This window comes from Bacteroidales bacterium (genome assembly GCA_035647615.1).
In the GTDB taxonomy this organism is placed as follows: Bacteria; Bacteroidota; Bacteroidia; order Bacteroidales; family 4484-276; genus SABY01.
The window spans coordinates 30,289-56,292 of sequence record DASRND010000027.1 but is presented as its reverse complement, the minus strand read 5'-3'; the positions used below and the strand labels follow the sequence as shown (position 1 = coordinate 56,292).

At 47.4% G+C, this 26,004-nt stretch carries 21 protein-coding genes; 15 read left to right on the top strand and 6 right to left on the bottom strand.

The annotated features are described in order from the left end of the window. Window positions 1-30 precede the first annotated feature (30 nt). The 5 genes from VFC92_08855 to VFC92_08835 form a co-directional block, all read right to left on the bottom strand. Complete coding sequence (locus VFC92_08855) at window positions 31-2,727, bottom strand: T9SS type A sorting domain-containing protein (protein ID HZK08296.1); 2,697 nt, start codon at window positions 2,725-2,727, stop codon at window positions 31-33. Window positions 2,728-3,488: 761 nt separating this feature from the next. Further along, entirely contained in the window at window positions 3,489-3,785 is a 297-nt protein-coding gene (locus VFC92_08850; GenBank protein HZK08295.1) for a hypothetical protein, read from the bottom strand. Window positions 3,786-3,876: 91 nt separating this feature from the next. Beyond that, the gene (gene yihA / locus VFC92_08845) at window positions 3,877-4,509 is read right to left on the bottom strand and encodes a ribosome biogenesis GTP-binding protein YihA/YsxC (GenBank protein HZK08294.1); all 633 of its coding nucleotides are present in this window, start codon (window positions 4,507-4,509) and stop codon (window positions 3,877-3,879) included. 20 nt (window positions 4,510-4,529) lie between these two features. Beyond that, entirely contained in the window at window positions 4,530-5,456 is a 927-nt protein-coding gene (locus tag VFC92_08840; protein HZK08293.1) for a GNAT family N-acetyltransferase, read from the bottom strand. A gap of 4 nt (window positions 5,457-5,460) precedes the next feature. Further along, window positions 5,461-6,351: a 1-acyl-sn-glycerol-3-phosphate acyltransferase gene (locus VFC92_08835; protein ID HZK08292.1), complete on the bottom strand. Its 891-nt coding sequence runs from the start codon at window positions 6,349-6,351 to the stop codon at window positions 5,461-5,463. Between the two features lie 460 nt (window positions 6,352-6,811). Between VFC92_08835 and mraZ the strand changes: the two genes are divergently transcribed. From mraZ to VFC92_08760, 15 genes are all read left to right on the top strand, one after another. Then, the gene (gene mraZ, locus VFC92_08830) at window positions 6,812-7,270 is read left to right on the top strand and encodes a division/cell wall cluster transcriptional repressor MraZ (protein HZK08291.1); all 459 of its coding nucleotides are present in this window, start codon (window positions 6,812-6,814) and stop codon (window positions 7,268-7,270) included. Beyond that, window positions 7,270-8,199: a 16S rRNA (cytosine(1402)-N(4))-methyltransferase RsmH gene (rsmH, locus tag VFC92_08825; GenBank protein HZK08290.1), complete on the top strand. Its 930-nt coding sequence runs from the start codon at window positions 7,270-7,272 to the stop codon at window positions 8,197-8,199. Before mraZ ends, rsmH begins: the two co-directional genes overlap by 1 nt. Beyond that, window positions 8,180-8,572: an FtsL-like putative cell division protein gene (locus VFC92_08820; GenBank protein HZK08289.1), complete on the top strand. Its 393-nt coding sequence runs from the start codon at window positions 8,180-8,182 to the stop codon at window positions 8,570-8,572. The genes rsmH and VFC92_08820 overlap by 20 nt, the downstream gene beginning before the upstream one ends. Before the next feature lie 14 nt (window positions 8,573-8,586). After that, window positions 8,587-10,695 carry a penicillin-binding protein gene (locus tag VFC92_08815; GenBank protein ID HZK08288.1) on the top strand — a complete coding sequence of 703 codons (2,109 nt, stop codon included), beginning with the start codon at window positions 8,587-8,589 and terminating at the stop codon, window positions 10,693-10,695. Then, window positions 10,692-12,164, top strand: a complete 1,473-nt coding sequence (locus VFC92_08810; protein HZK08287.1) for a UDP-N-acetylmuramoyl-L-alanyl-D-glutamate--2,6-diaminopimelate ligase — start codon at window positions 10,692-10,694, stop codon at window positions 12,162-12,164. The genes VFC92_08815 and VFC92_08810 overlap by 4 nt, the downstream gene beginning before the upstream one ends. Before the next feature lie 29 nt (window positions 12,165-12,193). Next, a complete protein-coding gene (gene mraY, locus VFC92_08805; protein HZK08286.1) occupies window positions 12,194-13,444 on the top strand; it encodes a phospho-N-acetylmuramoyl-pentapeptide-transferase in 1,251 nt (416 codons plus the stop codon). A 46-nt stretch (window positions 13,445-13,490) separates the two neighbouring features. Continuing rightward, complete coding sequence (locus VFC92_08800) at window positions 13,491-14,045, top strand: cyanophycin synthetase (GenBank protein HZK08285.1); 555 nt, start codon at window positions 13,491-13,493, stop codon at window positions 14,043-14,045. Window positions 14,046-14,124: 79 nt separating this feature from the next. Beyond that, on the top strand, window positions 14,125-15,300 hold the full coding sequence (locus tag VFC92_08795) for an FtsW/RodA/SpoVE family cell cycle protein (protein ID HZK08284.1): 1,176 nt from the start codon (window positions 14,125-14,127) through the stop codon (window positions 15,298-15,300). Next, window positions 15,284-16,414, top strand: coding sequence for an undecaprenyldiphospho-muramoylpentapeptide beta-N-acetylglucosaminyltransferase (gene murG, locus VFC92_08790; protein ID HZK08283.1), 1,131 nt, complete (start codon window positions 15,284-15,286; stop codon window positions 16,412-16,414). The genes VFC92_08795 and murG overlap by 17 nt, the downstream gene beginning before the upstream one ends. Then, window positions 16,407-17,804, top strand: coding sequence for a UDP-N-acetylmuramate--L-alanine ligase (murC, locus tag VFC92_08785; GenBank protein HZK08282.1), 1,398 nt, complete (start codon window positions 16,407-16,409; stop codon window positions 17,802-17,804). The genes murG and murC overlap by 8 nt, the downstream gene beginning before the upstream one ends. Next, window positions 17,801-18,586: a hypothetical protein gene (locus VFC92_08780; protein HZK08281.1), complete on the top strand. Its 786-nt coding sequence runs from the start codon at window positions 17,801-17,803 to the stop codon at window positions 18,584-18,586. Before murC ends, VFC92_08780 begins: the two co-directional genes overlap by 4 nt. A 4-nt stretch (window positions 18,587-18,590) precedes the next feature. Continuing rightward, complete coding sequence (gene ftsA, locus VFC92_08775) at window positions 18,591-19,883, top strand: cell division protein FtsA (GenBank protein HZK08280.1); 1,293 nt, start codon at window positions 18,591-18,593, stop codon at window positions 19,881-19,883. 34 nt (window positions 19,884-19,917) lie between these two features. Beyond that, entirely contained in the window at window positions 19,918-21,546 is a 1,629-nt protein-coding gene (ftsZ, locus tag VFC92_08770; GenBank protein ID HZK08279.1) for a cell division protein FtsZ, read from the top strand. A 69-nt stretch (window positions 21,547-21,615) separates the two neighbouring features. Then, complete coding sequence (locus tag VFC92_08765; protein HZK08278.1) at window positions 21,616-22,068, top strand: GatB/YqeY domain-containing protein; 453 nt, start codon at window positions 21,616-21,618, stop codon at window positions 22,066-22,068. A gap of 95 nt (window positions 22,069-22,163) precedes the next feature. Beyond that, the gene (locus VFC92_08760; protein HZK08277.1) at window positions 22,164-23,270 is read left to right on the top strand and encodes an alanine racemase; all 1,107 of its coding nucleotides are present in this window, start codon (window positions 22,164-22,166) and stop codon (window positions 23,268-23,270) included. A gap of 46 nt (window positions 23,271-23,316) precedes the next feature. On the opposite strand, the gene alaS is transcribed toward VFC92_08760, so the two are convergent. Further along, window positions 23,317-25,941, bottom strand: a complete 2,625-nt coding sequence (alaS, locus tag VFC92_08755; protein ID HZK08276.1) for an alanine--tRNA ligase — start codon at window positions 25,939-25,941, stop codon at window positions 23,317-23,319. Window positions 25,942-26,004 lie beyond the last annotated feature (63 nt).

Below are 26,004 nucleotides of genomic sequence, written 5' to 3'. Positions count from 1 at the left end.
CCTGGGAGTTACGCGATGAAATTAACCCACCTACTCTTTAATCACCTTTTCCGTAGCCACCAGCTTTCCGTTTTTATCGGTGAGCCTGAAAAGATAAGTGCCGGGCTGATAGGTGGAAACGTCGATGGAGTTTTCAGTGTTTCTGAGTTTCTGACTGAGGATAAGTCGTCCGTTGATGTCGCTGATTTCCAGTTGCAGTCCGGCAAGGGTTTCCTCGCAATTAATAAAAACCTGGTTTCCTACTGGGTTTGGATAGATTTTTACGCGTTTGGAGTTGGAAGGCTCCGGACTGTTAATACCGGTTTCCAGGGTCTGGCAGTCCACCTGGGTAAACTCCAGCATCCCCTGGTTATTGACGGTTCCGCGCCAGCAGTTTCCGTCGGGCGACTTCATGATGATGCCCCGGTCGATGTCTTCGATAAAGATGTCGCCGTCTTTTACCTGTACTTTGGCAGCGGGTTGGTTAGTTCCAAAACCGGCATTGCCGTTATTAAAATAAAAATCCTGTCCGGCAGCATTGAATTCCAAATCTTTACCTGGCTTGGTTTTTATGAAATGGCTCTTGTCGCCTAGATAAATTGTTGAATAATAGCTGCCGGCAGATTCGATGTACAGTGACGCATCATCGGTATTATATGGATCATTATCACCAAGAATGTGGAGTTTAGCTTCAGGATCGGTAACATTGCCAATACCAATTTTCCCGGTTGTATTGAGGCCGGAAGCCTTATCGACAAAAAATGTGTGGCGGTTGCTGTTGAAGCCGATCATTAAGGTACTAACCTCGTTGTTTTCAATATAATTGTTTGTGTCTATACCACACCCGATAATCATTGCATCAGAAATAACGGATTTTACGTAGCGTCCGATTGCAACAGAATTTGCCCCATATGCCAAAACAAATTTTCCGAGAGCCAGGCTCCTCGACCCTTCGGCTCTGGCAAATTGGCCATAAGCAAAAGCACGTTGACCGGTTGCACTGCACTCTTCGCCACCAGCCAACGAAAACTTCCCCTCAGCGTTGTTACCATACCCTAAGCTAGTTGAGAAATCCCCCGGCGAAGTATTTATTTTCCCTGACGCAAAGGCTGCTTCTCCAGAAGCCGTATTTTCAATCCCAATAACACTTGCATAAAGTCCGGAAGGATTTGAATTTTCATCACATTGGACGCATGCTCCCGACGATGGATCGACCCAGGTTGCATTTCCAAATTCATCGGATTGCAGGATTTTACCAAAACCCTGCGTATTGTTCATCAATTGAAATCCTGTGGCTTTTATTGTTCCATTTACATCGAGCTTTTGCTCGGGAGAATTTGTTCCTATTCCCACATTACCCCCACCGAACACATAATCGCCACCGCTCAAAAATTCAAGCGTTGTACTATATTTATGTATCCCGAAGTTCTTGTTTCCCATCCACAGGTATGCAGGTTTATTGTCGTTAAAAGCCTGGATAAATACACTTGCGGTGTCGTAGTTTTCATCTGCTCTGATGTGGAGCTTAGCCTGGGGGGCGGTAACGTTGCCGATGCCTATGCGGCCAGTGCGGTTCATTCCATGATAACCCTCAATAAAAAAAGTGGGTACATTAGACCCAAACCCTATCATTAACGAATTTCTGATATCATTCTTCAGTCTATTATCATTACTAAATCCAACACCAATAACCATTGAAGAATATTTTTCTGCTATAGCAAAGCTGCCAATGGCTAAAGAATTTGCTCCCGATGCAGTTAAAAACTTTCCGTGTGCAAAACTAAAGGCATTGGAAGATAATACTTCGTATCCTGAAGCAAATGAGGCGAAATCCGAAGCAGTTGTCTTTTTACCAAGTGTTGATGAAAATTCTCCTGTATTTGTTGTACTATCGCATTGTACGCATGCTCCCGACGGCGCATCGACCCAGGTCGCATTTCCAAATTCATCTGATTGCAGGATTTTACCAAAACCCTGCGTATTGTTCACCAATTGAAATCCTGTGGCTTTTATTGTTCCATTTACATCGAGCTTTTGCTCGGGAGAATTTGTTCCTATTCCCACATTGCCATTTTCAAATACAAAATCCGTATTCAAGCTGGTGCTAAATTTAAAATCAGACCCAGGCTTGGTATAGATGCTGTGTTCTTTATCCCCAAGCCAAAGGGTTGAGTAATGATTTCCAGCTGACTCGATGAGCAAAGAAGCTTCGGTAGGATTGTATGAATTATAGTCTCCGAGTATATGCAGTTTGGCCTGCGGATCGGTGACGTTTCCTATTCCGATTTTGCCGGTTCCACTCGAGCCAGAAGATTCGCCTACAAAAAATGTAGGTTTTGAGGAATTGAAGCCAATCATTAGGGAATAGGGCACCTCATTTTTTAGACTGTTAATGCTATCATTAAAACCTGTACCGATAATCATTGCACCAGATGTGGTGGTCATCAGATTTCTTCCTAGGACAATAGAAGAACCTCCGAAGGCGGTTACATCATGTCCAATAGCAATAGCAAAAGGGCTGCTTCCTATTACTTTTGCGTTTTTGCCGAATGCAAAAGATTCCCTTCCTGTTGCTTCAGAATCTTTTCCTCCGGCAAAGGACGAATTACCACTGGCAATGTTGTTTGTGCCAATTATGCTTGCGTTGGTTCCGGAAGCGATTCCGCCCTCGCATTGAACGCATTGTGCAGCAGCACTGTTCGCTACACACATTATCAGCACAATGCTGATGCTAAATATGATGTTCATGTTTTTCATAATGTTGTGATTTTATAGTTTAGAAACATTTAGTGAAGTTCTAAAACAACCTGTCACTGAATGCCGGGAGGCAGCGTAATAAGAAAAGAAAAGTAGTATTGCGAATGCGTTTGCCATACATCCGGACGCAACAGTCCACGAAATTAAAAAAAGAAATGACTTCACGAAGGAAAGTTTTCGGTAATTATTTTCAAGAGGTAAGGTTAAGTCAAAAGTCAACCGGTGAATTGCCCAAGCTGTTGGTCGGTATTTTGAACTTTTAGCACGATGCTTTAGCGGGATTCACCGGGCGACTATTTTTATGGTGTTGGTTAAGAATCTTGATAGTCAGGGCTTCACTCAAAGTGAAACCCTGACTACATCCTCAGCGAGTGCATCCTGAAAATCACCCGGTGAATTGCCCAAGCTGTTGGTCGGTATTTTGAAAACTATCACGTTGCTCAAGCCGAATTCACTGGGTGACTGATTGACTTAAAATCAGGGAATCGCTTTTGCATGGATGATATTATGAATTATCAATTCGGTAGGTGTAGTCTTGAATAGAAAAATCCAATTCTTTTTAAAAACCGCGCATCTGTAATTTCTTGCGCTGAATTTCTGGTGGCGGCATTTAACATATTTCTGTGGAAAATCACCAAGGCCATCTCCAAAACCTATCAAAAGTTCAATAAAATTTTCGGCGTTTTGTGGGGAACGATCCCAAATGTAATCGTAGATATTTTGCAGGGCTTCAAGTGCTTCCGGCTTCCACGTTATTTTGACTTTTCGGCCGCCCATTGTTTCATGTTTTGCCTGACTTCATCCGTGGAATACTCTCCCTCAGAGCCTTCCATTGTATCAATCAAAAGATCAATTTCATTTTCTGAGGCAGGTCGGGATGGATTTGTCCAGAAATATTCCTTTTGGGGTTCATTAGCCGATGAAGCATTCGGTTCTTGCTTATCAGGATTGACCAGCTTCACCGATTTTACGAAGTTTAGTTTTTTGACAACTTGTAAAAAAGCCTGCAAATTATCGGCACCTTCAATATCAATCAATAATGTCTTCATTCCACAAAAGTACAATTTCTGTAGTGTTCATTTTAAAATAAAAAAGAACTTCAGGATGTTAGATGAAATCGAGAGTCCGCTAATCATGTGTTTACCGGTTTCCCAAAGTTCGTGCAATAGCTTCGGCATCGAAGAATTGCCGGGTTTCACCAATAAAAGCAAGCACCTCGTCGCGGCCGGTGGCTTTTTCGGCGCTGGTGATAAACATCGGCGGCAGCTCCTCCCAGCGCTCGAGCAGCGACTGCCTGTATAGCTCAAAGTTGGTGGTTACTTCGGCAGGCTTGAGCTTGTCGGCTTTTGTAAATACGAGGGCAAAAGGTAATTGGTTGGCACCAAATTTATCTATCATCTCCTGGTCGTTGGCCTGGGGTTCGATGCGCAGGTCCAGCAGGATGAAAGTACACATCAGGTTGATGCGGCTCATTAGGTAGCCGTCGATCATGCGTTGCCACTGGGCGCGGCTTTTTTTTGAAACTTTGGCGTAGCCATATCCCGGCAGATCCACCAGGTACCAGCGGTCGTCGATCAGGAAATGGTTGATGAGCTGCGTTTTGCCCGGCTGCACCGAGATGCGCGCTAGGTTCTTACGCTTTGTCAGCATATTTATCAGCGACGACTTGCCCACGTTGCTGCGGCCGATAAAAGCAAACTCCGGCAGCATCGGTGGCGGACACAGCCGGTGATCGGTGTTGCTCATCACAAACTTTGATTCTTTTATCTCCATCGTCGGGTTCTTTTTATTGTTTATTTCAAAATCCCATGTATGTGGCGGTCTTTCTTTTCGCTGTAGATGTCGCCGATTTTTAAAATAATGCCTGACTCCTCCACTTCGCCAAAGCCATGGTTGACGGCTGTGCCAAAAAAACGCATCGTCGATGAGAGATTCATGTAAGCGTTCACCAGCGGCGGGATATTTTCGTTGTGGCTGCGCACATATTGCTGCAAAAGCTTAAAATTTTCTTCGTAGCTTTTACCGGTAAAAATTTTCTCAAACACTTCCTCCGGCGTCTTCAGCTCTACTGGATCGTGCGGAACTACCAGCTTGTCGGGGTCGGGGAAATATTTCTTAAGAAAATAAACGATTGCTTCGCGTGCCAGCAGATCGCTGTGGGCGTACATGGTGATTTTTCCAAAGAAATATTCGACATCAGTATTTTTTGTAGCCACTGCACCCAGCCCGTCCCAAAGGTTGTCGAGCGAGTAGATGCCCTTGCGCATGTTGCGCGCCGGCTGATATTCGGGCTGCACAAAGGAGCGTCCCAGTTCGATGGTTACGGGTATATATTCGCGGATAAACTTTTTGGAGTAGCGGAAAAGTTTTGATGTTGGCGTCTGCACCTGTCCCTGTTCGTCGATGGGCAGCTCTTTGCAATGCACAAAGCGGTATCCGCCCACGATGTCTTCGTCGGCCGGATTCCACACCAAAAGCTGTTTGAAAGCATGTTCGCCAATGTCGTAGCGATCCAGGTCAAGGCTTTTGCCGGTGCCACCGCCGGCCGCTCTGAAAGATACCTCCCGCAGACGACCTATCTCGCGCAGCACATTAGGTGCCGATTGTTCGTCGATAATATATACCTCGTTTTTCCCAAAATTTGTTTCTTTCACAAACTTGTCTCTGGTCAGCTCTTTTTTCAACAATGCCCTATCGATTTTTGGGATCAATTCTTCCATTTTCTTATGCTTGTTTTGTTTGATTGTTTTTATGCCACTCTATAAAATTTTTCCTCGTGCCGGCGCCCAGTGCATACACATATTCCCGCAACAACTGCGCCCATTGTGCAGCAGTGTGTTGTTTGTCAAAAAAACCGATGGGTACCGGTTGTCCAAAGGTGATGTGTACCGTCTGGTCTTTTTGTTTGTACATCTCATCCACCAGATACAACATTTCTATGTTAGCTTTTATTTTTAAACGTTTGCGCCATTTAGCCAGATTATAAAAGAAGTTGGTGTTTTTTCCGGAGATGTGGGTCGGTATGATGTCGCGATTGAATTTTTGTGCCCTCGTCAGAAAAGTCTTTTTCCACTCCAAATCTTTGATAATCCCTTTGTTTTTGCGTGATACCAGTCCGGCGGGAAAATAGAGGATGAGGTTGTCGGAGGCAAAGGCCTCGTTGAAGATGCGGATGTTTTCGGCGTTGCTGCCGTGTTTGTTCACCGGGATAAATAGTTCGCGCAGGTTGGGCAGGTAGAGCAGCAGATCGTTGACGGGGAAAAGGATGTCGCGCCGTGCTTTGCCCGTCTCGCTCATCAGCGCCATACCGTCGAGGCCGCCCAGCGGATGATTGCTCACCAGCAGTTGTCGCCCCTCGCCTGGCAGATTGCTCAGTCCGGTAGAAGTTACGATAGCGCCGAAAGAGGCCAGAATGTTGGTGGCGAAATCCACACCAAAATCATTTCGGTTTTCCCAGATATCTTTGTTAAGCTCCGTCTGATGGATTACCCGCTTAAGATACGAGATCAAAAACCGTGGCATTATCTTCAGCAGATGTGGGCTTTTGCCGCCAATTATCTTCTCCAGATCGAGGAAATCTGGTGTAATATGTATTTCCGTCTTTTCTTCCTGCATGTGCATTTACTAAGAAACGACAAAATTAAGGATATTCAATCAGATTAGTTTTAAAAAAAATTAGCAAGTGTCTTTCCGGGGCTGCTGCATGTGATTTTGGTTGTGCGTTTTTGCTTTCTTTTATTATTAATAAGGTAATAGGCTTGGGTGTTAAAAGACGGTTTTCTGCTAAGGTCTAAGAAGTTAGGGATAAGGTTTTTGTTTTTCAATTCATTAGCCAAAAACGCGATGTGATGTTTGAGACGCGATGCATCGCGTCTTTACCTTTTCCATTTTCTTCAGTTTCTCCACTTTATTTACGAATTAAATATTTTTAAGAAAAATCTTCAATCATACTACGGGCGAAGCTTGCAGCGTTTGTAGATGAAATTTTGGGTGGTAGAAAGTGGGAAAAGTTATTAACAAGGTAGAAGTAAGTGGTAAAACTTATCTAAATTTGATTTTTTAAAAATAAAGAAAAATGTCCCTCACAGGCACATACGAATGTAAACTCGACAATAAAGGCAGGGTGCTGCTCCCGGGCAAGCTCAAGGGCGACCTGTTGGCGGGTAGCGACGGTGGTTTCTATGTGAAACGCAGCGTCTTTGCGCGTTGTTTGGAGCTTTGGCCCAAGCCTGAGTGGGATAAGAAACTTGAAGAGATCAACAAGCTCAACCGGTTTGTAAAGAAAAATGCAGAGTTCATCCGCAGGTTTTTGGCCGGCGTGCGCTGGGTAGATATGGATAACATGGGGCGCATCAATCTGCCCAACGAGTTGATAACCTATGCGAACATCACAAAAAATATTACTCTCAACGGACAGATCAACATCCTGGAGATTTGGGATACCGAAGCTTACGAAACGGCAGTAGATACTGACGATTTCAATTTCGAGGATTTGGCCGAAGAGGTCATGGGCAACCAAAACGATCAAAGCTAATGAATATGTATCATCAGCCGGTACTTCTGGAAGAGAGCGTCAGCGGACTCAACATCCGGCAGGGTGGCACTTACGTGGATGTTACCTACGGCGGTGGCGGTCATGCGCGTGCCATTCTTGACCGGTTGCAGGGCGGACGCCTGATAGCTTTTGATCAGGATGCCGATGCGTTGCCCAACCGCATTGATGATGAGCGGCTTGTTTTGATACATCATAATTTTAAATTTCTCAAAAACTTCCTGCAGTACCACAAGGCATTGCCGGTTGACGGCATTTTTGCCGATCTGGGAGTAAGCTCGCATCAGTTTGACCAAGTCGATCGCGGGTTCTCGATCCGTTCGCAGGAAACGCTCGACATGCGCATGAACCGCAACCAACAGCTTTCGGCACGCGAAGTTTTGAATGATTACGAAGAGGATCAGCTGACGGCACTTTTCAGGAATTACGGTGAGCTTCCGAATGCAGGTGCCATCAGCAGGGTGTTGGTGCAAAAGCGCGAACAACAAAAGCTTACCACCTTCGGACAGGTGCAGGAGGCTACGAAGCATCTGGCGCAGCGCGGGAAAGAGAATAAATTCTACGCCCGTCTTATGCAGGCTCTGCGTATCGAGATCAACGGCGAGCTGGACGCTCTCAAAGCTTTGCTTGAGCAGTCGGCGCAGGTACTTCGTCCCGAAGGCCGGCTGGTGGTCATCAGTTACCATTCGCTCGAAGACCGCCTGGTGAAGAATTTTATCCGCGCCGGTAATTTTGAAGGCCAGATAGAAAAAGATTTTTATGGTAATCCTTCGGCTCCCTTCGAGGCGGTAAGCCGCAAGCCAATCATGCCTTCGATTGCTGAGCAGCAGCAAAACAGCCGCTCTCGGAGTGCCCGTCTGCGTATTGCTTCCAAAATTAAAAACCCAGATCATGACACCTCCGGTAAATAAAATAAAAGATACCAAAGCACGTGGTCGATTGCGCGGTAAGCGTCGTTTCGGGCGCTTCAGCTTTCTCAAGTTTTTGCATGCGCTGCTCGATGGTTCGTTTCTCAACAGGAAAGACATCTTCAGACACTTGGTATTCGCCATTTTCATTGCAGCGCTTATGTTGATTTACATCGGCAACTACCACATGGCGGAGAAGAAAATCCGCAAGATTTCAAAGGTTACCAACGTCAATAAGGAGCTGAGTTTTAATTATCACCACATGAAGACAAAGCTTTACGAAAAAAATCGCTCTTCGTATCTGGCCGAGAAACTTGCTCCCATGGGCATAAGGCCGCTGGTGGAGCCGCCGGAGAAGATATTTATAAAACCATGACAATGATTGAATAAATGAACCAACAGAAAAACATATCAGAACAAAAACAGTGTGGCCCCGGCAAACAAAGCATGGGGCGCACTTATTTTGTGTTCATCCTGATGCTGTTGGCGGGTTTGTTAATCATGTGCAGGGCGCTCAAGGTTCAGTTTGTTGAGGGTGGTGAACTAAAAGCCAACGCGCACAAAATGGACTATCGGTTTTTTGACTCGGAATCGATGCGCGGAAATATTTATGCCACCGACGGCAGCTTGCTGGCCACCTCGGTGCCTATTTTTGAGATTAGGATGGATGCCGCTTCCGATCTTATCCCCGATAAATTATTCAACGACAGCGTGGGCTATCTTGCCTCGCATCTGGCAAATATGTTTGGCGACAAAACACATTGGGGATACAAACAATGGCTCATAAATGGCCGCAAAGCAGGAAACCGCTATCTGGCAATTCAGAAAAACGTGACCTATGACCAGCTTGCAAAAATCCGGCGCATGCCCATTTTAAATCGAGGAAAGTACAGCGGTGGACTCATCGCCGAGCGCACCACACGCCGCGAATATCCTTTTGGGATTCTGGCCAAACGCACCGTTGGTTATACGCTCGTTAACGGCAAGGATTCACTGATGGTTGGGCTGGAGGGGGCCTTCAACGACTATCTGCAGGGGCAGTCGGGCTGTCAGCTCAAACAGCGCATGGCCAACAGCGCCTGGAAACCTGTTTACAACGAACTTAATATCGAGCCAATCGATGGTAAAGATATTATTACCACCATCAACACGCACCTGCAGGATGTGGCTGAGTCGGCGCTGATGAAGCAGCTCCGCCTGCACGACGCCGAGAAAGGAACGGTGGTGCTGATGGAGGTACAGACCGGTGAGATAAAAGCCATTGCCAACCTCAGCTACGATACAGTTACGGGCGATTATACCGAGAAGTACAACCTGGCTGTGGGTGAAGCCATCGAACCCGGCTCCACTTTTAAACTTGCTTCGTTTATGGTTGCCATGGAAGATGGTGCCCTCGCACGTATCGACTCGGTTAACATCGGCAACGGAAACATCGTTTTTCATAACCGAACCATGCGCGACTCTCACCGGATTAAGGAGAGCGGATGGCTTACGCCCGAGGAGTGTCTGGTGCATTCTTCCAATGCTGGCGTTTCCAAAATCATTTACGATACCTACATCGGCCACGAATGGGATTTTTTTAATGGACTCCAGAAGATTTTCCCTATGGAATCCACTGGTATCAATATATCCGGCGAGCCGTCGCCCGGTATTAAAAATCCCGACAATCCTTATTGGTCCAAGGTTACACTACCGTGGATGTCGATTGGCTACGAAATCACCGTGACACCGCTGCAGATGCTTACTTTTTATAATGCTGTGGCGAATAATGGTGTGATGGTGCGTCCGCGACTGGTGAAAAGTGTGAGCGAGGCCGGAATTATCACTAAGACTTTTGAAACCGAAATCATAAAAAAGAAGATATGCTCGGACAAAACCATCGCCACTGCGCGCAAATATCTCGAAGGTGTTGTAGAAAATGGCACAGGGCGCAACGTCAGAAATGCAGTGTATAAAATTGCCGGCAAAACCGGTACCTCCAAAGTGAACGAAAACGGGCGCTACATTGCAAAATACAACGCTTCTTTTGTGGGATATTTCCCGGCCGACAATCCCAAATATTCGTGTATCGTAATGATTTATCGTCCTAAAGAAGGCGGCTATTACGCTTCGCAGGTGGCGGCTCCGGTTTTTAAAGAAATTGCCGACATCGTCTATTCGCTCGATCTCGACATCCATCCGGCCGATTATAACGCCTACCTCGAAAACATCACCGAAACGGCTACAGATACCAGCGGCGACAAGCTGCTTCCTTTTTTGGCTGGTGCCAACGAAGAGCTGATGCTGGGACATCTTAAGATGGAAGAATTTGGCCAACAAATAAAGGTTGATCAGATTCCTGACGTCAGAGGGCTGAGTGTTGGCGATGCCATTTTCATGCTCGAAAATATCGGGTTGGTGGTAAAATTAAAAGGGCGCGGGCTGGTGAAACGCCAGTCGCTGGATCCTGGCTACGTTTTTCGCAAAGGCGATCACATCTATTTAAATCTGGAGATATGAAAACGTTGCAGCAACTTATCCCCGGCCTTACCATTCGCCAGATCATCGGCAACAACGATGTCAATATAAATTCTGTGACGTTCGATTCGCGCAGGATCGAAGCCGGATGTTTGTTTGTAGCTGTGGCGGGTACCCGCACCGATGGGCATCAATATATCGAAAAAGCCATCAGCCAGGGAGCTGTAGCTGTGATATGCCAGCAAGTGCCCGAACATTTGCGCGAAAGCGCCACCTTTATTTTGGTGGATAATTCCGCGGAAGCGCTCGGACAGGTGGCGGCGGCATTTTATGATCATCCGTCGAATGATTTGCAAATTATCGGTGTTACCGGAACCAACGGCAAAACTACCACGGTTTTCCTTTTGCATCAGCTTTACAGCAAACTGGGCTTTGTCTGCGGCTTGCTTTCTACCATCGAAAACCGCATCGGCAGCCAGCAGCTGGCTTCTACACACACCACTGCCGACGCTCTGCAGATCAACGACAACCTGCGCCGGATGGCCGACGCCGGCTGTGAATATTGTTTTATGGAGATCAGCTCACACGCCGCCGAGCAGCATCGCACCGCCGGATTATACATTCACGGGCTTGTTTTTACCAACATCACCCACGATCATCTCGATTATCATCTCACTTTCGATAATTATCTGAAAGCTAAAAAGAAATTGTTCGACCAGTTGCCGGAAGCCGCTTTTGCTTTGGTAAACAGCGACGACCGCAACGGCGCGGTGATGCTGCAAAATACCCGTGCGCACAAAGCTACCTACAGCCTTAAAAGGCCTTCGGATTATAAAGGAAAAATCCTGGAGAATCTTTTCGAGGGTCTCTTTTTGCGCATCGGACAACACGACATTTACACACGGCTTACGGGCGCCTTTAACGCTTACAATCTGCTGGGCACATACGGCGCCGCCATGCTCGACGGTCAGCCGGAAGAAGAGGTGCTGGTAATTCTCAGCGAGCTTCGCGCCGCCGAAGGACGTTTTCAGGTGGTGCCGTCGGCTTCGGGAGTTGTGGGCATTGTGGATTATGCGCACACACCCGACGCTTTGAGCAATGTATTGCAAACCATCCACGACACACGTCAGGGCGGCGAGCATCTGATAACAGTAGTGGGCGCCGGCGGAAACCGCGACCGCACCAAACGCCCGCTGATGGCGCAGGTGGTGAGCCGCATGAGCGACCGCGTAATACTTACCAGCGACAACCCGCGCGACGAAGACCCGCTGGAAATCATCAACGAAATGGAAGCCGGAGTAGCGGCAGCCGACCAGCGCAAAACGGTGAAAATTGCCGACCGTCGCGAAGCCATCAAAACTGCCTGCATGATTGCCGTAAAAGGCGACATCATTCTGGTGGCCGGAAAAGGCCACGAAACTTATCAGGAAATAAAAGGCCAGCGCCACCACTTCGACGACCGGGAGGTGTTGAGCGAATTTTTAAACAGCGAAAACGAAATCATTAAATAATATCATTCGGCTGTAGCCGAAAATACAGCATGCTTTACTATCTTTTTAAATATCTGCATCAGGTTTTTGATTTTCCGGGCGCCGGAATGTTCGAGTACATCTCTTTTAGGGCTGGAGCTGCAGTGATTACTTCGCTGGTGATTTCGCTGGTTTTCGGTAAACAGCTGATCAATTTTCTAAAGAAAAAGCAGGTAGGCGAAAGTATCCGCGACCTGGGGCTCGACGGGCAGATGGAAAAACAGGGGACACCTACCATGGGCGGGCTTATCATCCTGACAGCTATTCTGGTGCCCACGTTGCTCTTTGCCAAGCTCGATAATATTTACATCATTATGATCCTCGTCACCACCGTGTGGCTGGGCATGTTTGGATTTATTGATGACTATATCAAAGTTTTTAAAAAAGACAAAAAAGGGCTGGCGGGACGTTTCAAAATTCTCGGACAGGTGATGCTTGGCATTTTCATCGGATTGATGATGTATTTCAATCCCAATATCGTTATCCGCGAAAAAGTGACAGAAACTTCCTTTATCGAAAGCATGCCTGATCGGTTTGATGAGATCAATGCCACGCCTATGCTCTTTAGCCGGGAGGTCACCAAAAGCACCAAGACTACCATTCCGTTTTTCAAGAACAATGAATTTGATTATTCGATTTTTCTCACCTGGCTGGGCGAAGGTTTTAGCAAATGGACTTTTCTGATCTTTATCCCGGCGGTGATTCTCATCATCACAGCAGTATCCAACGGCGCCAACCTCACCGACGGCATGGATGGGTTGGCCACAGGTACATCGGCTATCATCGGTGCAACGCTGGCCGTTTTTGCCTACGTTTCGGGCAACATCTTTTTTGCAAATTACCTCAACATTATGTACATCCCCGACACGGGCGAGCTGGTGATTTTTATCAGCGCTTTTGTGGGCGCATGTATCGGGTTTTTGTGGTACAACTCTTATCCGGCGCAGGTTTTTATGGGCGACACCGGTTCGCTAGCGCTGGGCGGCATCATCGCCGTGTTTGCAATCATGCTGCGCAAAGAGTTGCTCATCCCCATTTTGTGCGGCATCTTCCTGGCCGAGAGTCTTTCGGTAGTGATGCAGGTGAGTTATTTCAAATTTTCAAAACGAAAATATGGTGCCGGACGACGCATCTTCCGAATGTCGCCGCTGCACCATCATTATCAGGTGCTCGGATATTCCGAGCCGAAGATCGTTTTGCGCTTTTTCATCGTCGGCATTATGCTGGCGGTATTTACAGTAATCACACTTAAAATCAGATAAAAAACTCCATGACAACAACTTTTATAAACTATAAAAAGCAAATAAAATGGTAATGACCCTTCAGGAATTATCACTTAGCGGCCGGAAAACGGTTTATCATTCCACGGCAGCGGCTGCGATGGCGCGATGGGGAGAAGTGCGCAAGGAGAACATCAAAGAGAGCCTGAGCGACTTTCAGGGCACCGGGCACCGCCTCGAAATGGTGGCCATCATCCGCGGCATCCGTTTTATCAACGACAGCAAAGCCACCAACGTTAACTCCTCGTGGTACGCCCTCGAAAACGAAAACACTCCTGTTATCTGGATTGCCGGTGGGCGCGACAATGGCAACGACTACGAGGCTTTGATTCCGATAGTAAAGGAAAAGGTGAAAGCCATTATCTGTTTGGGTATTAATAACCAAAACATTATTGAGTGCATGACGCCGCATTGTGCTACCATCTTAGAAACCATAAATATGGAACAAGCCGTGCAGATGGCCTACAGGCTTGGAGAAAAAGGCGACACTGTGGTGCTTTCGCCAGGATGTGCAAGTTTCGATTTGTTCGATAATTACGAAGACCGTGGAAACCAATTCATGAAGGCAGTTGTGAATCTTTAAAAATTAAGACATCTCATTTTTTTAAATGCTTTAAAATAATTTAGAACGATAACAGAATTATAAAAACACAGAAAAAACAATGCTGAGTAAATACATACAGGGCGACAAAGTAATATGGGTGCTGGCGATCATGCTATCGGTGGTGTCGTTGTTGGCTATTTACAGCAGTACCGGATCGCTGGCCTGGCTGCAGCGCAATGGCAATACGGAGTATTATCTGGTGAAGCAGCTCATCACGGTGCTCCTCGGACTGTTTTTTATGTTCCTGGTGCATCGCAGCAAATACCAGTATTTCTCTTATTCGGGGCTGATCTTATTTTACATTTCCATCCCGCTGCTCATTGCCACGTTGATGTGGGGGCCTGTTATAAATGGTGCACGCCGCTATTTGCTTTTTCATTTGCCGCTTATCGGCGAAATAACTTTTCAAACCTCCGACCTGGCCAAGCTTGCGTTGATCATGTATCTGGCGCGTTTTCTGGCCAAAAAACAAAATGTGATCGAAAACGGAAGGAGCTTTCTTTATGCTATCATCCCGGTGATTATCATGTGTGCGCTGATTTTCCCGATGAATCTTTCTACCGCCGTGCTGATGTTTGCAGGCAGTCTGGGATTGCTCTTTATCGGCAGGGTTCGCATCAAGCATCTGGCGATACTTTCAGGATTCGTGCTTGCAGCGGTTGCGCTGATGATGGCAGTGGCGATCGTCGAGCCTGGACTGATGCCGCGGGCTGATACCTGGGCGAATCGTTTTGAAAATCATTTTAGTGATAATGCAGAGGAATATCAGGTGGTGCAAAGCAAAACGGCCATTGCTAAAGGCGGACTGGTAAGGCTGGCGCCCGGACAGAGTACCCAGCGCAATTACCTTCCGCACGCCTACTCCGATTACGTTTATGCCATCATCATCGAAGAATACGGTTTGCTGGGTGGAGCGATTATTCTGCTTATGTTTATCATCATTTTGTTTCGATCGATAAAAATAGCGCGGCTGTGCCAGATGAAGTTTGGTAGCTACCTGGTCATCGGCATCAGTTTTATGATGGTGTTTCAGGCCTTGGTAAATATGAGCGTGGCGGTTGATCTGCTTCCCGTCACCGGACAGACGTTGCCTTTTATCTCGATGGGTGGAACTTCCTATTGGTTTTCGTGTATCGGAATAGGAATGATCCTGAGCGTGAGCCGTTCGGCAGAGCAGGCCAAAGTTGCAGAAGAAATTAAAAATAAAAACATAGCTTATGCTGCAGCAACCTAAAATATTGATTTCTGGTGGTGGCACAGGCGGACACATTTTTCCGGCCATTGCCATTGCCGATGCGCTCAGGCTGAAAGTGCCGGGAGTGGAGCTGCTTTTTGTTGGCGCCCGCGGCCGTATGGAGATGCAGAAGGTGCCCGAAGCCGGATATCCGATTGAAGGATTGTGGATCAGTGGTTTTCAGCGAAGCCTCTCGTGGCGCAACCTGATGTTTCCGTTCAAGCTCGTGTCGAGCCTGATCAAGGCTGCCGCAATTATCCGTCGCTTTCGGCCGGATGTGGTGGTAGGAGTGGGTGGCTATGCAAGCGGCCCGACGCTTAAAATGGCTGCACGAAAAGGAATTCCCACAGTGCTGCAGGAACAAAATTCGTTGCCAGGTGTCACCAACCGACTGCTGGCAAAAAAGGCTGCTAAAATTTGTGTGGCTTATCCCGGCATGGAAAAGTATTTCCCAGCCGAAAAGATTATCCTCACCGGCAACCCGATTCGCAGCAAAGTGATTCAGATTGAAGGTAGACGCAACGAAGCGTTGGAGTTTTTTGCGCTTGACGCAAAAAAAGATACAATATTGGTGGTGGGTGGTAGCCAGGGAGCACGCTCGATTAATATAGCTGTGGCTGAAAATCTAAAAACTTTGGCAAGTCACAATGTGCAGATGATTTGGCAAACGGGTCAGCTTCAGGCAACGTGGGCGCAGCAAATGATCGATGAGCAGCTTACGGAAAAAGAGAGAGGATATTTTAAAGTGCATGCTTTTATCAATCGCATGGAGCTGGCTTATGCTGCTGCCAATGTGGTGATATCGCGTGCCGGCGCCATTGCCATCTCCGAATTGAGCGCTGTGGCCAAGCCGTGTATTCTCATCCCGTTGCCTTCGGCGGCTGAGGATCATCAGACAAAAAATGCTGTTTCGCTGGAGCAACGAAATGCCGCCATTCATCTGCCGGATGCTAAGGCGGTGGCTGAACTGGGCAAAATTGCTGCGGAGCTGATCAGTGACAAGGAACGGCAACACACCTTGTCGGTAAATATTAAGAAGAATGCTGTGGAAGATTCGTCTGGCAGAATTGCCGATGAGATATTAAAATTAGTACAGAAGAAAAGAGATGTTTAAGGATTATCAAAATATCTGGTTTTTGGGCATTGGTGGCATAGGAATGTCGGCGCTGGCCCGGTACATGATGCTTCAAAGCAAGCTTGTTTCCGGCTACGACCGCGCACACTCTGTGCTTACTTCCAGGCTCGCAAAAGAAGGTGTTTCGGTAGTTTTTGATGACGATGTTGCATTGATTCCGGAGGAATTTACAAATGCTGCCACCACCCTCGTGGTTACCACTCCCGCTATCAGCAGCGAAAACCGGATGCTTAAATATTTCCAAAATCATAATTTTAAAATTGTAAAACGGGCGCAACTGTTGGGGAATGTCAGCATCCATTACAAAACTATAGCTGTAGCCGGAACGCATGGCAAAACCACCATTTCTACCATGATAGCGCACTTGTTGCGGCAGTCGGCCATTGGTTGCACTGCGTTGCTTGGAGGAATTGCCAAAGGCTACGATACCAACTTTTTCTTTTCAACAAAATCTCCCTTTTTCGTTACCGAAGCCGATGAGTTCGATCGTTCCTTTTTGAGCCTGCATCCGCACATGGCCGTCATTACTTCTACCGACGCCGACCATCTTGATGTTTACGGTCAGATCGAAAATCTTATTGCATCTTTCAATGCCTTTGCCGGCCAGACTGACAACGATGGGATATTGTTGGTAAAAAAGGATGCGGCGATAAACCGGAATCTTTTGAAAGAAAAGAGAATATTTAGTTACGCTTTGACGGATAGCAGCGCCGATGCGTATGCTACCAACATCTGGTTTAGCAGCGATTTCATGGTTTTCGATCTGGTGACACCCGAAGGCGTGATAAAAAAACTTCAGATGGAGCCCACCGGTATTATTAATATCGAAAATGCTGTGGCGGCCTCTTTCATTGCTTTGCAATCCGGCATTACCGAAGATGAATTGCGCAGCGGGCTGGCCGGTTTTAAAGGTGTTGTCAGGCGTTTCGATAAACAATTCAGCAGCCCCGAGGTAATCTACATCGACGACTATGCGCATCATCCCAACGAAATACGCGCGCTGATACGTTCTATCAAATCTATTTATGGCAACCGTAAGATTACCGGCATCTTTCAGCCGCATCTTTTTTCGCGTACACGCGACTTTGCCGGAGAATTTGCAAGCAGTCTGCAGGAGCTCGACGAAATATTGCTGCTCGATATCTATCCTGCCCGTGAAAAGCCGATAGAAAATGTGAGTGCTAACACCATCTATCAGTTGATCGACCATCCGCGCAAAGCGCTGGTGCACAAAGAAACATTGCTTGAATATCTGAATGGCCTGGAGCCGGAACTGCTGCTCACCATTGGTGCCGGCGACATAGATAAACTGGTGGCACCGATAAGGAATATGCTCGAAAAGAAATATCAAAAACCTTCATCATCATGAAAAAAATACTTGATATCATTTTGTGGATGGTGCTCACTGGTGGCTTGCTGGTGTTGTTGGGTTTTGCGCTGGCCGACTATCGCAATGTAAAGTGCAACCAGGTGGAGATTCTTCTTTTGGATAACTGCACCGCTGGGTTTATTGACGAGCAGGACATCCGCCAGATCATCGTCAGCCATTTCGGTGTGCTGGAGGGGCAGTTGCTCGATAGCATCAACACCGACACGCTCGAAACCATCCTTCGCCACAATGCTTATCTGAGCAATGCCGACGTCGTGAAGTCTATTACCGGCAGCATCCGCATCAAGGCAGAACGGGAGGAGCCGCTGGTTCGGGTTGTCAATCAGGCGGGCGAGGGATTTTATCTTAGCCGGCTTGGAAGTCTGCTTCCACTGGGCAACGATTATGTGCCGCGATTGCACGTGGCTAGTGGTGCTATCAGCGAAAGCTATCACAGCGGCGCACGTTATGCACAATACAATGTTGATAAACAGGGGGCATCATCGCTTTCGCCGATGGAGTGTCTGCATTATCTTTGCACCCAGTTGGCTTCGCATCCTGTCCTGAGCAAGCAAATCGTACAAATATTTTTCGATACCGACGGCGAGATAGAATTGGTTCCCGCCGACGGATCGCATATTATTTTGATTGGTGATGTAAGCGATTTGCCACACAAGTTCAGAAAGCTGCTTGCCTTCTACCGGGCTGGTCAGGATGAAATGACCGACGGTTACAGTGTGGTAAATTTGAAATACTCCAATCAGGTTTTTTGTAAAAAATAAAACTATGGAATCTAACAATATCATCGTAGGACTCGACATCGGAACCACCAAGATAGCAGCCATCGCTGGCCGTCGTGGTGAACACGGAAAAATTGAAGTGATTGGCTATGGCAAAACCGAATCGATTGGCGTAAAACGCGGTGTGGTTTCCAACATCGAAAACACCGTGCAGTCGATACGCAAAGCCGTGGAAGATGCCGAGCAGAAATCGAATGCGGAGATCAAATACGTCAACGTGGGCATTGCAGGCCAGCACATCAAGAGCCTGCAGCACCGTGGCAGCCTCATTCGCAAAAACAACGAAGTAGAAATCAGTCAGGACGACATCGATACGCTGCTCAACAGTATGTTCAACCTGAACATGAGTCCCGGCGAAGAGATCATCGACGTAATACCGCAGGAATATATTATCGACAATGAGCAGGGAATCCGCCATCCTATCGGCATGTTGGGAAATTCGCTGGAGGCCAACTTTCACATTATCATCGGACAAACTACTGCGGCAAAAAACATTTATAAATGTGTGAAAAAAGCAGGCCTTGAAGTGGTCGAGTTGCTCATCGAGCCCATTGCTTCGGCCGCGGCAGTGCTGAGTGAAGAAGAAAAAGAAGCCGGAGTGGTTTTGGTCGATATTGGTGGCGGCACTACCGATATTGCGATTTTCCAGGACAGCATCATCCGACACACTGCCGTTATTCCGCTTGGCGGCGACGCTCTTACCGAAGATGTTAAAGAAGGTTGCAGCATCATTCGTAAGCATGCCGAAGAGCTCAAGGTAAAATTTGGGTCAGCGTTGGCCAACGAAAACAAAGACGAAGAAATCGTGGCTATCCCTGGTCTACGTGGACGTCCTCCAAAAGAGATCAGCCTGAAAAATCTTGCCAGCATTATCCAGGCGCGCATGGAAGAGCTTATCGAGCACATCTATTTTGAGATAAAAAATTCGGGATATGATAAAAAGCTCATCGCCGGCATCGTACTTACCGGTGGTGGCGCGCTGCTGCGGCATGTGGCACAACTCACCGAATTTATGACGGGCATGGATACCCGCATTGGATATCCCAACGAGCACCTTACCAACAACACTCCCGAAGAAATGAGCAGTCCCATGTATGCTACCAGTATTGGGTTGGTGATTGGAGGCCTCGAACGTGTGGAGATGAAAATACGTCGCGAAGAAAATGCTTTGGTGGGTACTAATAAGGAAAAAAAATCTAAAGATGCCGAAGCAAAACCGCGGCGGCAGGGCAACTTCCTGAAAAAGATTCAGGAATTTTTTGAAAGTGATTCGGAATAGAAATTAAGAAAACAAACATAAACACCTAGAAACTATGGACGAAATGTTAACATTTGATGCCCCAAAACAGCGTGCATCAATCATCAAAGTGCTGGGCGTAGGCGGCGGCGGGAGTAATGCTGTAACGCACATGTACCGGCAGGGAATAAAAGGAGTAGACTTTATTATTTGCAACACCGATGCACAAAGCATGGAACTAAGTGCTGTGCCCAACAAGATACAACTTGGTGATAAAGGTTTGGGCGCAGGTGCTGTTCCGGAGGTTGGGAAAGCTGCTGCCGAAAAAACCCTCGACGATATCCGCGAGTTCCTCGAGAATCACACCAAGATGCTTTTTATAACTGCCGGCATGGGCGGCGGCACCGGCACCGGAGCAGCACCCGTTATTGCCAAGCTGGCGCGAGAGATGGACATCCTCACAGTTGGAATCGTTACCATTCCTTTTGCGTTTGAAGGGCGTAAACGCCGTCTGCAAGCCGAAAAAGGTATCGAAGAGCTTAAACAACACGTCGATACATTGCTCATCATCAGCAACGAGAAGTTACGCGAAATCCATGGTAACCTCAAGCTGTCGGAAGCTTTTGGCAAAGCCGACGATATCCTCGCCATTGCCGCCAAAGGCATCGCCGAAATTATTACCGTCACCGGTTACATCAATGTGGATTTTGAAGATGTAAAAACAGTGATGAAAGATAGTGGTACCGCCATCATGGGATCGGCTACTGCCGAAGGCGAAGACCGCGCCGGAATGGCTGTGCGTGAAGCACTTTCTTCTCCGTTGCTCAACGACAACAAAATTCAGGGCGCCTCTAACATCCTGCTCTATATCTCATCAGGAAAAGAAGAAATCACTTTTGACGAAGTTACCGAAATCACCGATTATATTCAGGAAGAAGCTGGCCAGAGTGCCGAGGTGATCTGGGGCAACGGCTACGAGGAAGAGCTGGGCGATAAGATCAGCATTACTCTCATTGCCACAGGTTTTCAGGCACCCGACGACATCGATAGATCTACCCTTAACCATGGGCGCAAGAAAAAGATCTTTACGCTCGACGATACGCATCCAGGCGACCAAAACAAAACTACCGAGAACGAAACTCCGGTGACTGCCGGAGTGGAAGAACCGGAGGAAGAACCTGTAACTGAAATTAAGCTTATAAAAAAAGAAAAACCGATTGAAGCCGAAAAATCATCTTCGACGGGCACTCTGCCGATAACTCCCAAAAGTGTTCCCGCTGAGCAGCCGAAACAGCACACACTTTTTGGCCAACAGCATCGGCCGTTGCAAAAGCAAGTCGAAGACCCTGCTAATATCGCCAACTCCGCAAATGGAAGTTTACGCATAAAACATACGGTGGGAGCTTTCCCTGCTGATATGGAGCATGCCGCCGATATGCCTTCGCATGAGATGATGCAGAAAAGGGTAGAGGAGCGTGTACAGAAACTGAAAGGCTTTAGCTTTTTCTCCGGCAAAAAGGCTGCACAGCCGGAAGAAGATACCGATAAAGTGCCCGCCTACGTGCGCAAAAACATTCAGCTCAAGCCGGTGATGTCTTCGTCGGAGCCTAATGTAGCCCGTTATGTGCTTAGTGCCGACAACGATAATGATGATGGTGCTTTGCGTGAGAACGACATTCCGTTTATCCACAACAAGCCAGATTGAACGTGAGTTGCTGGCAGCCGAAATCCTGCACCAAACTTTTTTGTATGCGTATTAAAAACCTGTTGAAAAATGAAATTAGCTGAAAAAATCAATGATGAGATCAAACGGGCGATGCTTGCCAAAGACAAGCAAAAGCTTGAGGCGCTGCGTGCCATCAAAGCCGCACTGTTGATAGCCAAAACCGGCAAAGATATGTCGTCGGGCGAAATTCCCGAAACCGTCGAGCTGCAGCTTTTGCAGCGTCTGGTGAAGCAGCGCAAGGAGTCGGCGGGAATTTATAAAGAACAAAACCGTGCCGACCTGGCCGAAGAAGAACTCTTTCAGGCGGCCATCATCGAAAAGTTTTTGCCGCAGCAGATGGGTGAAGATGAAATACGTGCCGTCGTCAAAAAGATCGTCGACGAAACCGGAGCGCAAAGCATCAAAGACATGGGCAAAGTAATGGGCGCCGCCAGCAAGCAGTTAGTAGGCAAAGCCGACAATCGCATCATTTCTGAGATCATAAAGGAGATGTTGCAATAGGTGGGATCAGCTCTTGCTGAATTGTTGTGCAGGAAAACGAAGATTTATAAAACATTCCATTTTACCTAAACGAAAAGAGGAAAAACCATAGCATCTTGTTACAAAAACTGATCAAGCCCACCCTGCTGCTTGACGCAGAAAAGTGCCGCAACAACATCCGGCGCATGCAACAAAAGGCAGTGGCACAAAAAGTAATTTACCGGCCTCATTTCAAGACCCACCAGTCGGCAGCTATCGCGCAATGGTTTGCCGAGGGCGGCACCAACAAAATCACCGTATCGTCGGTAAGCATGGCGAACTATTTTGCAAGCCATGGCTGGAACGATATCCTAATAGCCTTTCCGCTCAATCTTGCGGAGATAGAAGACATCACAAGATTGGCTGCCGAAATCCAGCTTAGCGTGGTGGTCGAAAACATCGAAGCCATCCGCACTTTGGCATCCACATCCATAAGTACCATTGGTGTTTATCTCAAGATCGATGCAGGCTATCATCGCACCGGTGTTCCGGTAGAAGATCACCCAATGGTGCAGCAACTTATCGATGTCATCGATAAGCAGCCTTACTTGCGCTTTCGCGGATTTGTAGTTCATAATGGCCATACTTACCATACGAGCCATCCGCAGCAGGTTATCGATATTCATCGCCGCAGCGTGGAAGCGCTGGATATACTACGTCAGGCAATAACCAGCCAGGCCGAAAAAGTGCTTATTTCGTTTGGTGATACACCTTCGATGAGTCTTGTGAATGATTTTGCAGGTGTGGATGAGATACGCCCGGGAAACTTTGTGTTTTATGATGTGATGCAGCAGCAGATCGGCGCTTGTGATTACAGCGACATTGCCGTGGCACTGGCGTGTCCGGTGGTAGCCATCCACAAGCAGCGCTGTGAAATAGTCATCTATGGTGGCGCTATTCACCTGAGCAAAGAATCAATAAATAATGCTGACGGTATCCCCATTTATGGTAAAATTGTAAGCCTTACCGGCAATGGCTGGAGCAACCCGTGGGAAGATAGCTATGCAAAAGCACTTTCGCAGGAGCACGGCATCATTCGCACCACTCCCGAATATATCAACCAGATTTCGATAGGAGATTTTATTGGAATTTTACCCATCCATTCCTGCCTTACCGCCCATCTTATGCGGGATATGATGACCACTACCGGCCAAAAGATTACCACCATGCAAAGTTTTAAATAATATTTGTACGGGCTTCCCTTGCGAATATCCGCAATCCAGGAAGTGCTTATCCCTTGATCATCTCCCGTGCTTTTTGCAGCGCATTGTCGATTCCTGCAGGGTTTTTGCCACCGGCAGTTGCAAAGTGCGGTTGTCCGCCGCCACCACCCTGTATCTCTTTGGCTATCTCGCGGATTATTTGTCCGGCGTTGATTGCGCCGTTGGCAGTCAGGTTTTCAGAAACGATTACCGTGAGGTTGGCTTTGTCGCCGGTGGTATTGCCGATCACCATCACCAAATTTTCCATCACATCGTTCATGCGGAAAGCAAGATTTTTGGCTGTCTGCATGTCGCCATCCAGCTTGTAAGCAATAAAGTTTACCTCTCCAATTTTTTCGGCGTGCTCTTTCAGTGTTTGCTTCAGGCTATCAACCTTCTCATTTTTCATTGTCTCGAGCTCTTTTTCAAGCATGTATTTTTCATCTATGAGCGTTGTCACAGCTTTGATGGGTTCGGTGTTGTTTTTCAAGACATCGCGCAACTGGCAAAGAGTATCTTCCTGCTGATAAAGCAATTCCTCCACTTTGTTTCCGGTGATAGCTTCGATGCGGCGTACTCCGGCAGCTATGGCCGATTCGCTCACGATCTTAAACATTCCGATCTGTCCGGTGGCGGCGGCATGTGTACCACCGCACAGCTCGATGCTATATTGTGGGTCGAAAGTGATCACGCGCACCTGTTCGCCATATTTTTCACCAAACAGGGCAGCGGCTCCCATGGCTTTTGCTTCGTCGATGGGCACATTTTGCTGTTCTTCAATTGGGATGTTCTCCCGGATTTTGGTGTTGACGATTTGCTCCACTTTGCGAATCTCTTCGTGGCTCATGCGGACAAAATGCGAAAAGTCAAAACGCAGGCGGTTTTCGTCCACCAGCGATCCGCGTTGTTCTACATGTGTTCCGAGTACGCGCTTGAGTGCGGCATGCATCAGGTGGGTGGCGCTGTGGTTGTTCACGGTAGCCAGGCGTTTGGCGGCATCCACCTCTGCCGTAAAAGCAGCGTGCAAATCCTTAGGCAGGCGGTCAGTTAGGTGAATGATCAGATCGTTTTCTTTCTGTGTGTCTTTTATTACAATTTTCTCTTCGTCGTTGAATAATCTCCCGTGATCGCCAACTTGTCCGCCCGACTCAGCATAAAACGGCGTTTGGTTAAGCACGATTTGGTAGTAGGTTTCTTTTTTTGTTTTAATTTTTCTAAATTTCAAAATCTCAACATCGGCTTGTAGATGCGTGTAGCCCACAAAACGTGTGGCGTCGCTTCCCTGGCGAATTTCCACCCAGTCGTCGGTATCTTTTTCGGCAGCATGGCGCGAGCGGCTTTTTTGTTCTTCCAGACCGCGATTGAATCCTGCAATATCCACAGTTAGTCCTTTTTCGCGTGCCATGAGTTGGGTAAGGTCTACCGGGAATCCGTAGGTGTCGAATAACTCAAAAGTAAAAGCACCTTCTATTTCGCGTGCCTGCGGATGACTTTCGATGTATTGCTCGAAGCGTTTGATGCCAAGAGCCAGCGTCCGCAGAAAGGTTTGTTCTTCTTCGTTAATTACGCGCTCGATCAGTGTCTGTTGCGCAGCGATCTCCTGGAAAAAATCACCCATCTCTTTTACCAACACCGGCACCAGTTTATAAATAAAAGGTTCTTTAAAATCCAAAAACGTAAAACCATAACGAACGGCACGACGCAGGATGCGCCGGATAACATAACCGGCTTTGTTGTTTGCCGGCAGTTGCCCGTCGGCGATGGCAAAAGCTACAGCGCGCAGATGGTCGGCGATTACGCGCATGGCTATGTCAGTAGCGGTTGCATGGCCGTAGGCAACATTTGCAAACGATGCAATTTTCTGTATGATGGGCTGAAATATGTCGGTGTCGTAGTTGGACTGTTTGCCCTGCAACGCCATGGTGAGGCGCTCAAAACCCATTCCGGTGTCGACGTGTTTGGCAGGCAAAGGTTCCAGCTTCCCATCGGCTTTGCGGTTGTACTGGATGAATACAAGATTCCAGATTTCTATCACCTGCGGATGGTCGTTGTTGACGAGCTGTTGTCCGGGAGTTTTAGATTTTTCTTCGGCGCTGCGCAGATCCACATGAATCTCCGAACAGGGGCCGCATGGGCCTGTATCGCCCATTTCCCAAAAGTTATCTTTCCTGGAGCCATGCAAAATGCGATCTTCCGGCACGATGGCTTTCCAATGCTCCAGCGCTTCTTCGTCCACTTCCAGGCCTTCCTTTGGGTCGCCACCAAAAATGGTCACATACAAGTTTTCGGGTTTGAGACCATAAACTTCTGTTAGCAATTCCCAGCTCCAGACAATGGCTTCTTTTTTGAAATAATCGCCAAACGACCAGTTTCCCAGCATCTCGAACATGGTGTGATGATACGTGTCGTGGCCAACTTCGTCCAGGTCGTTGTGCTTACCAGATACCCGCAGGCACTTTTGTGAGTCGGCAATACGGGCATATTTTACAGGAGCATTGCCCAGGAAAATATCTTTAAACTGGTTCATGCCTGCATTTGTGAACATCAGGGTGGGATCATTCTTGACGACCATCGGTGCAGAGGGTACAATCTTATGTTGTTTTTGAGCAAAAAATTCTAAAAAAGTTCTTCTTACGTCAGCAGATTTCATAATAAAATAACGTGGTTAAGTTTTTCGCTGTGTAGCAAAATAATTGTTGAAACTTACGCGAAAAAT

Excerpts from the sequence above, each read along its gene's own strand:
- VFC92_08840 (HZK08293.1), bottom strand. The coding sequence starts at position 5,456 with ATGGAAGAATTGATCCCAAAAATCGATAGGGCATTGTTGAAAAAAGAG.
- ftsZ (HZK08279.1), top strand. The coding sequence starts at position 19,918 with ATGGACGAAATGTTAACATTTGATGCCCCAAAACAGCGTGCATCAATC.
- VFC92_08835 (HZK08292.1), bottom strand. The coding sequence starts at position 6,351 with ATGCAGGAAGAAAAGACGGAAATACATATTACACCAGATTTCCTCGAT.
- murC (HZK08282.1), top strand. The coding sequence starts at position 16,407 with ATGTTTAAGGATTATCAAAATATCTGGTTTTTGGGCATTGGTGGCATA.
- VFC92_08850 (HZK08295.1), bottom strand. The coding sequence starts at position 3,785 with ATGAAGACATTATTGATTGATATTGAAGGTGCCGATAATTTGCAGGCT.
- rsmH (HZK08290.1), top strand. The coding sequence starts at position 7,270 with ATGAATATGTATCATCAGCCGGTACTTCTGGAAGAGAGCGTCAGCGGA.
- murG (HZK08283.1), top strand. The coding sequence starts at position 15,284 with ATGCTGCAGCAACCTAAAATATTGATTTCTGGTGGTGGCACAGGCGGA.
- mraY (HZK08286.1), top strand. The coding sequence starts at position 12,194 with ATGCTTTACTATCTTTTTAAATATCTGCATCAGGTTTTTGATTTTCCG.
- mraZ (HZK08291.1), top strand. The coding sequence starts at position 6,812 with ATGTCCCTCACAGGCACATACGAATGTAAACTCGACAATAAAGGCAGG.
- VFC92_08780 (HZK08281.1), top strand. The coding sequence starts at position 17,801 with ATGAAAAAAATACTTGATATCATTTTGTGGATGGTGCTCACTGGTGGC.
- VFC92_08765 (HZK08278.1), top strand. The coding sequence starts at position 21,616 with ATGAAATTAGCTGAAAAAATCAATGATGAGATCAAACGGGCGATGCTT.
- VFC92_08855 (HZK08296.1), bottom strand. The coding sequence starts at position 2,727 with ATGAACATCATATTTAGCATCAGCATTGTGCTGATAATGTGTGTAGCG.
- ftsA (HZK08280.1), top strand. The coding sequence starts at position 18,591 with ATGGAATCTAACAATATCATCGTAGGACTCGACATCGGAACCACCAAG.
- VFC92_08800 (HZK08285.1), top strand. The coding sequence starts at position 13,491 with ATGGTAATGACCCTTCAGGAATTATCACTTAGCGGCCGGAAAACGGTT.
- VFC92_08810 (HZK08287.1), top strand. The coding sequence starts at position 10,692 with ATGAAAACGTTGCAGCAACTTATCCCCGGCCTTACCATTCGCCAGATC.
- yihA (HZK08294.1), bottom strand. The coding sequence starts at position 4,509 with ATGGAGATAAAAGAATCAAAGTTTGTGATGAGCAACACCGATCACCGG.
- VFC92_08820 (HZK08289.1), top strand. The coding sequence starts at position 8,180 with ATGACACCTCCGGTAAATAAAATAAAAGATACCAAAGCACGTGGTCGA.
- VFC92_08795 (HZK08284.1), top strand. The coding sequence starts at position 14,125 with ATGCTGAGTAAATACATACAGGGCGACAAAGTAATATGGGTGCTGGCG.
- VFC92_08815 (HZK08288.1), top strand. The coding sequence starts at position 8,587 with ATGAACCAACAGAAAAACATATCAGAACAAAAACAGTGTGGCCCCGGC.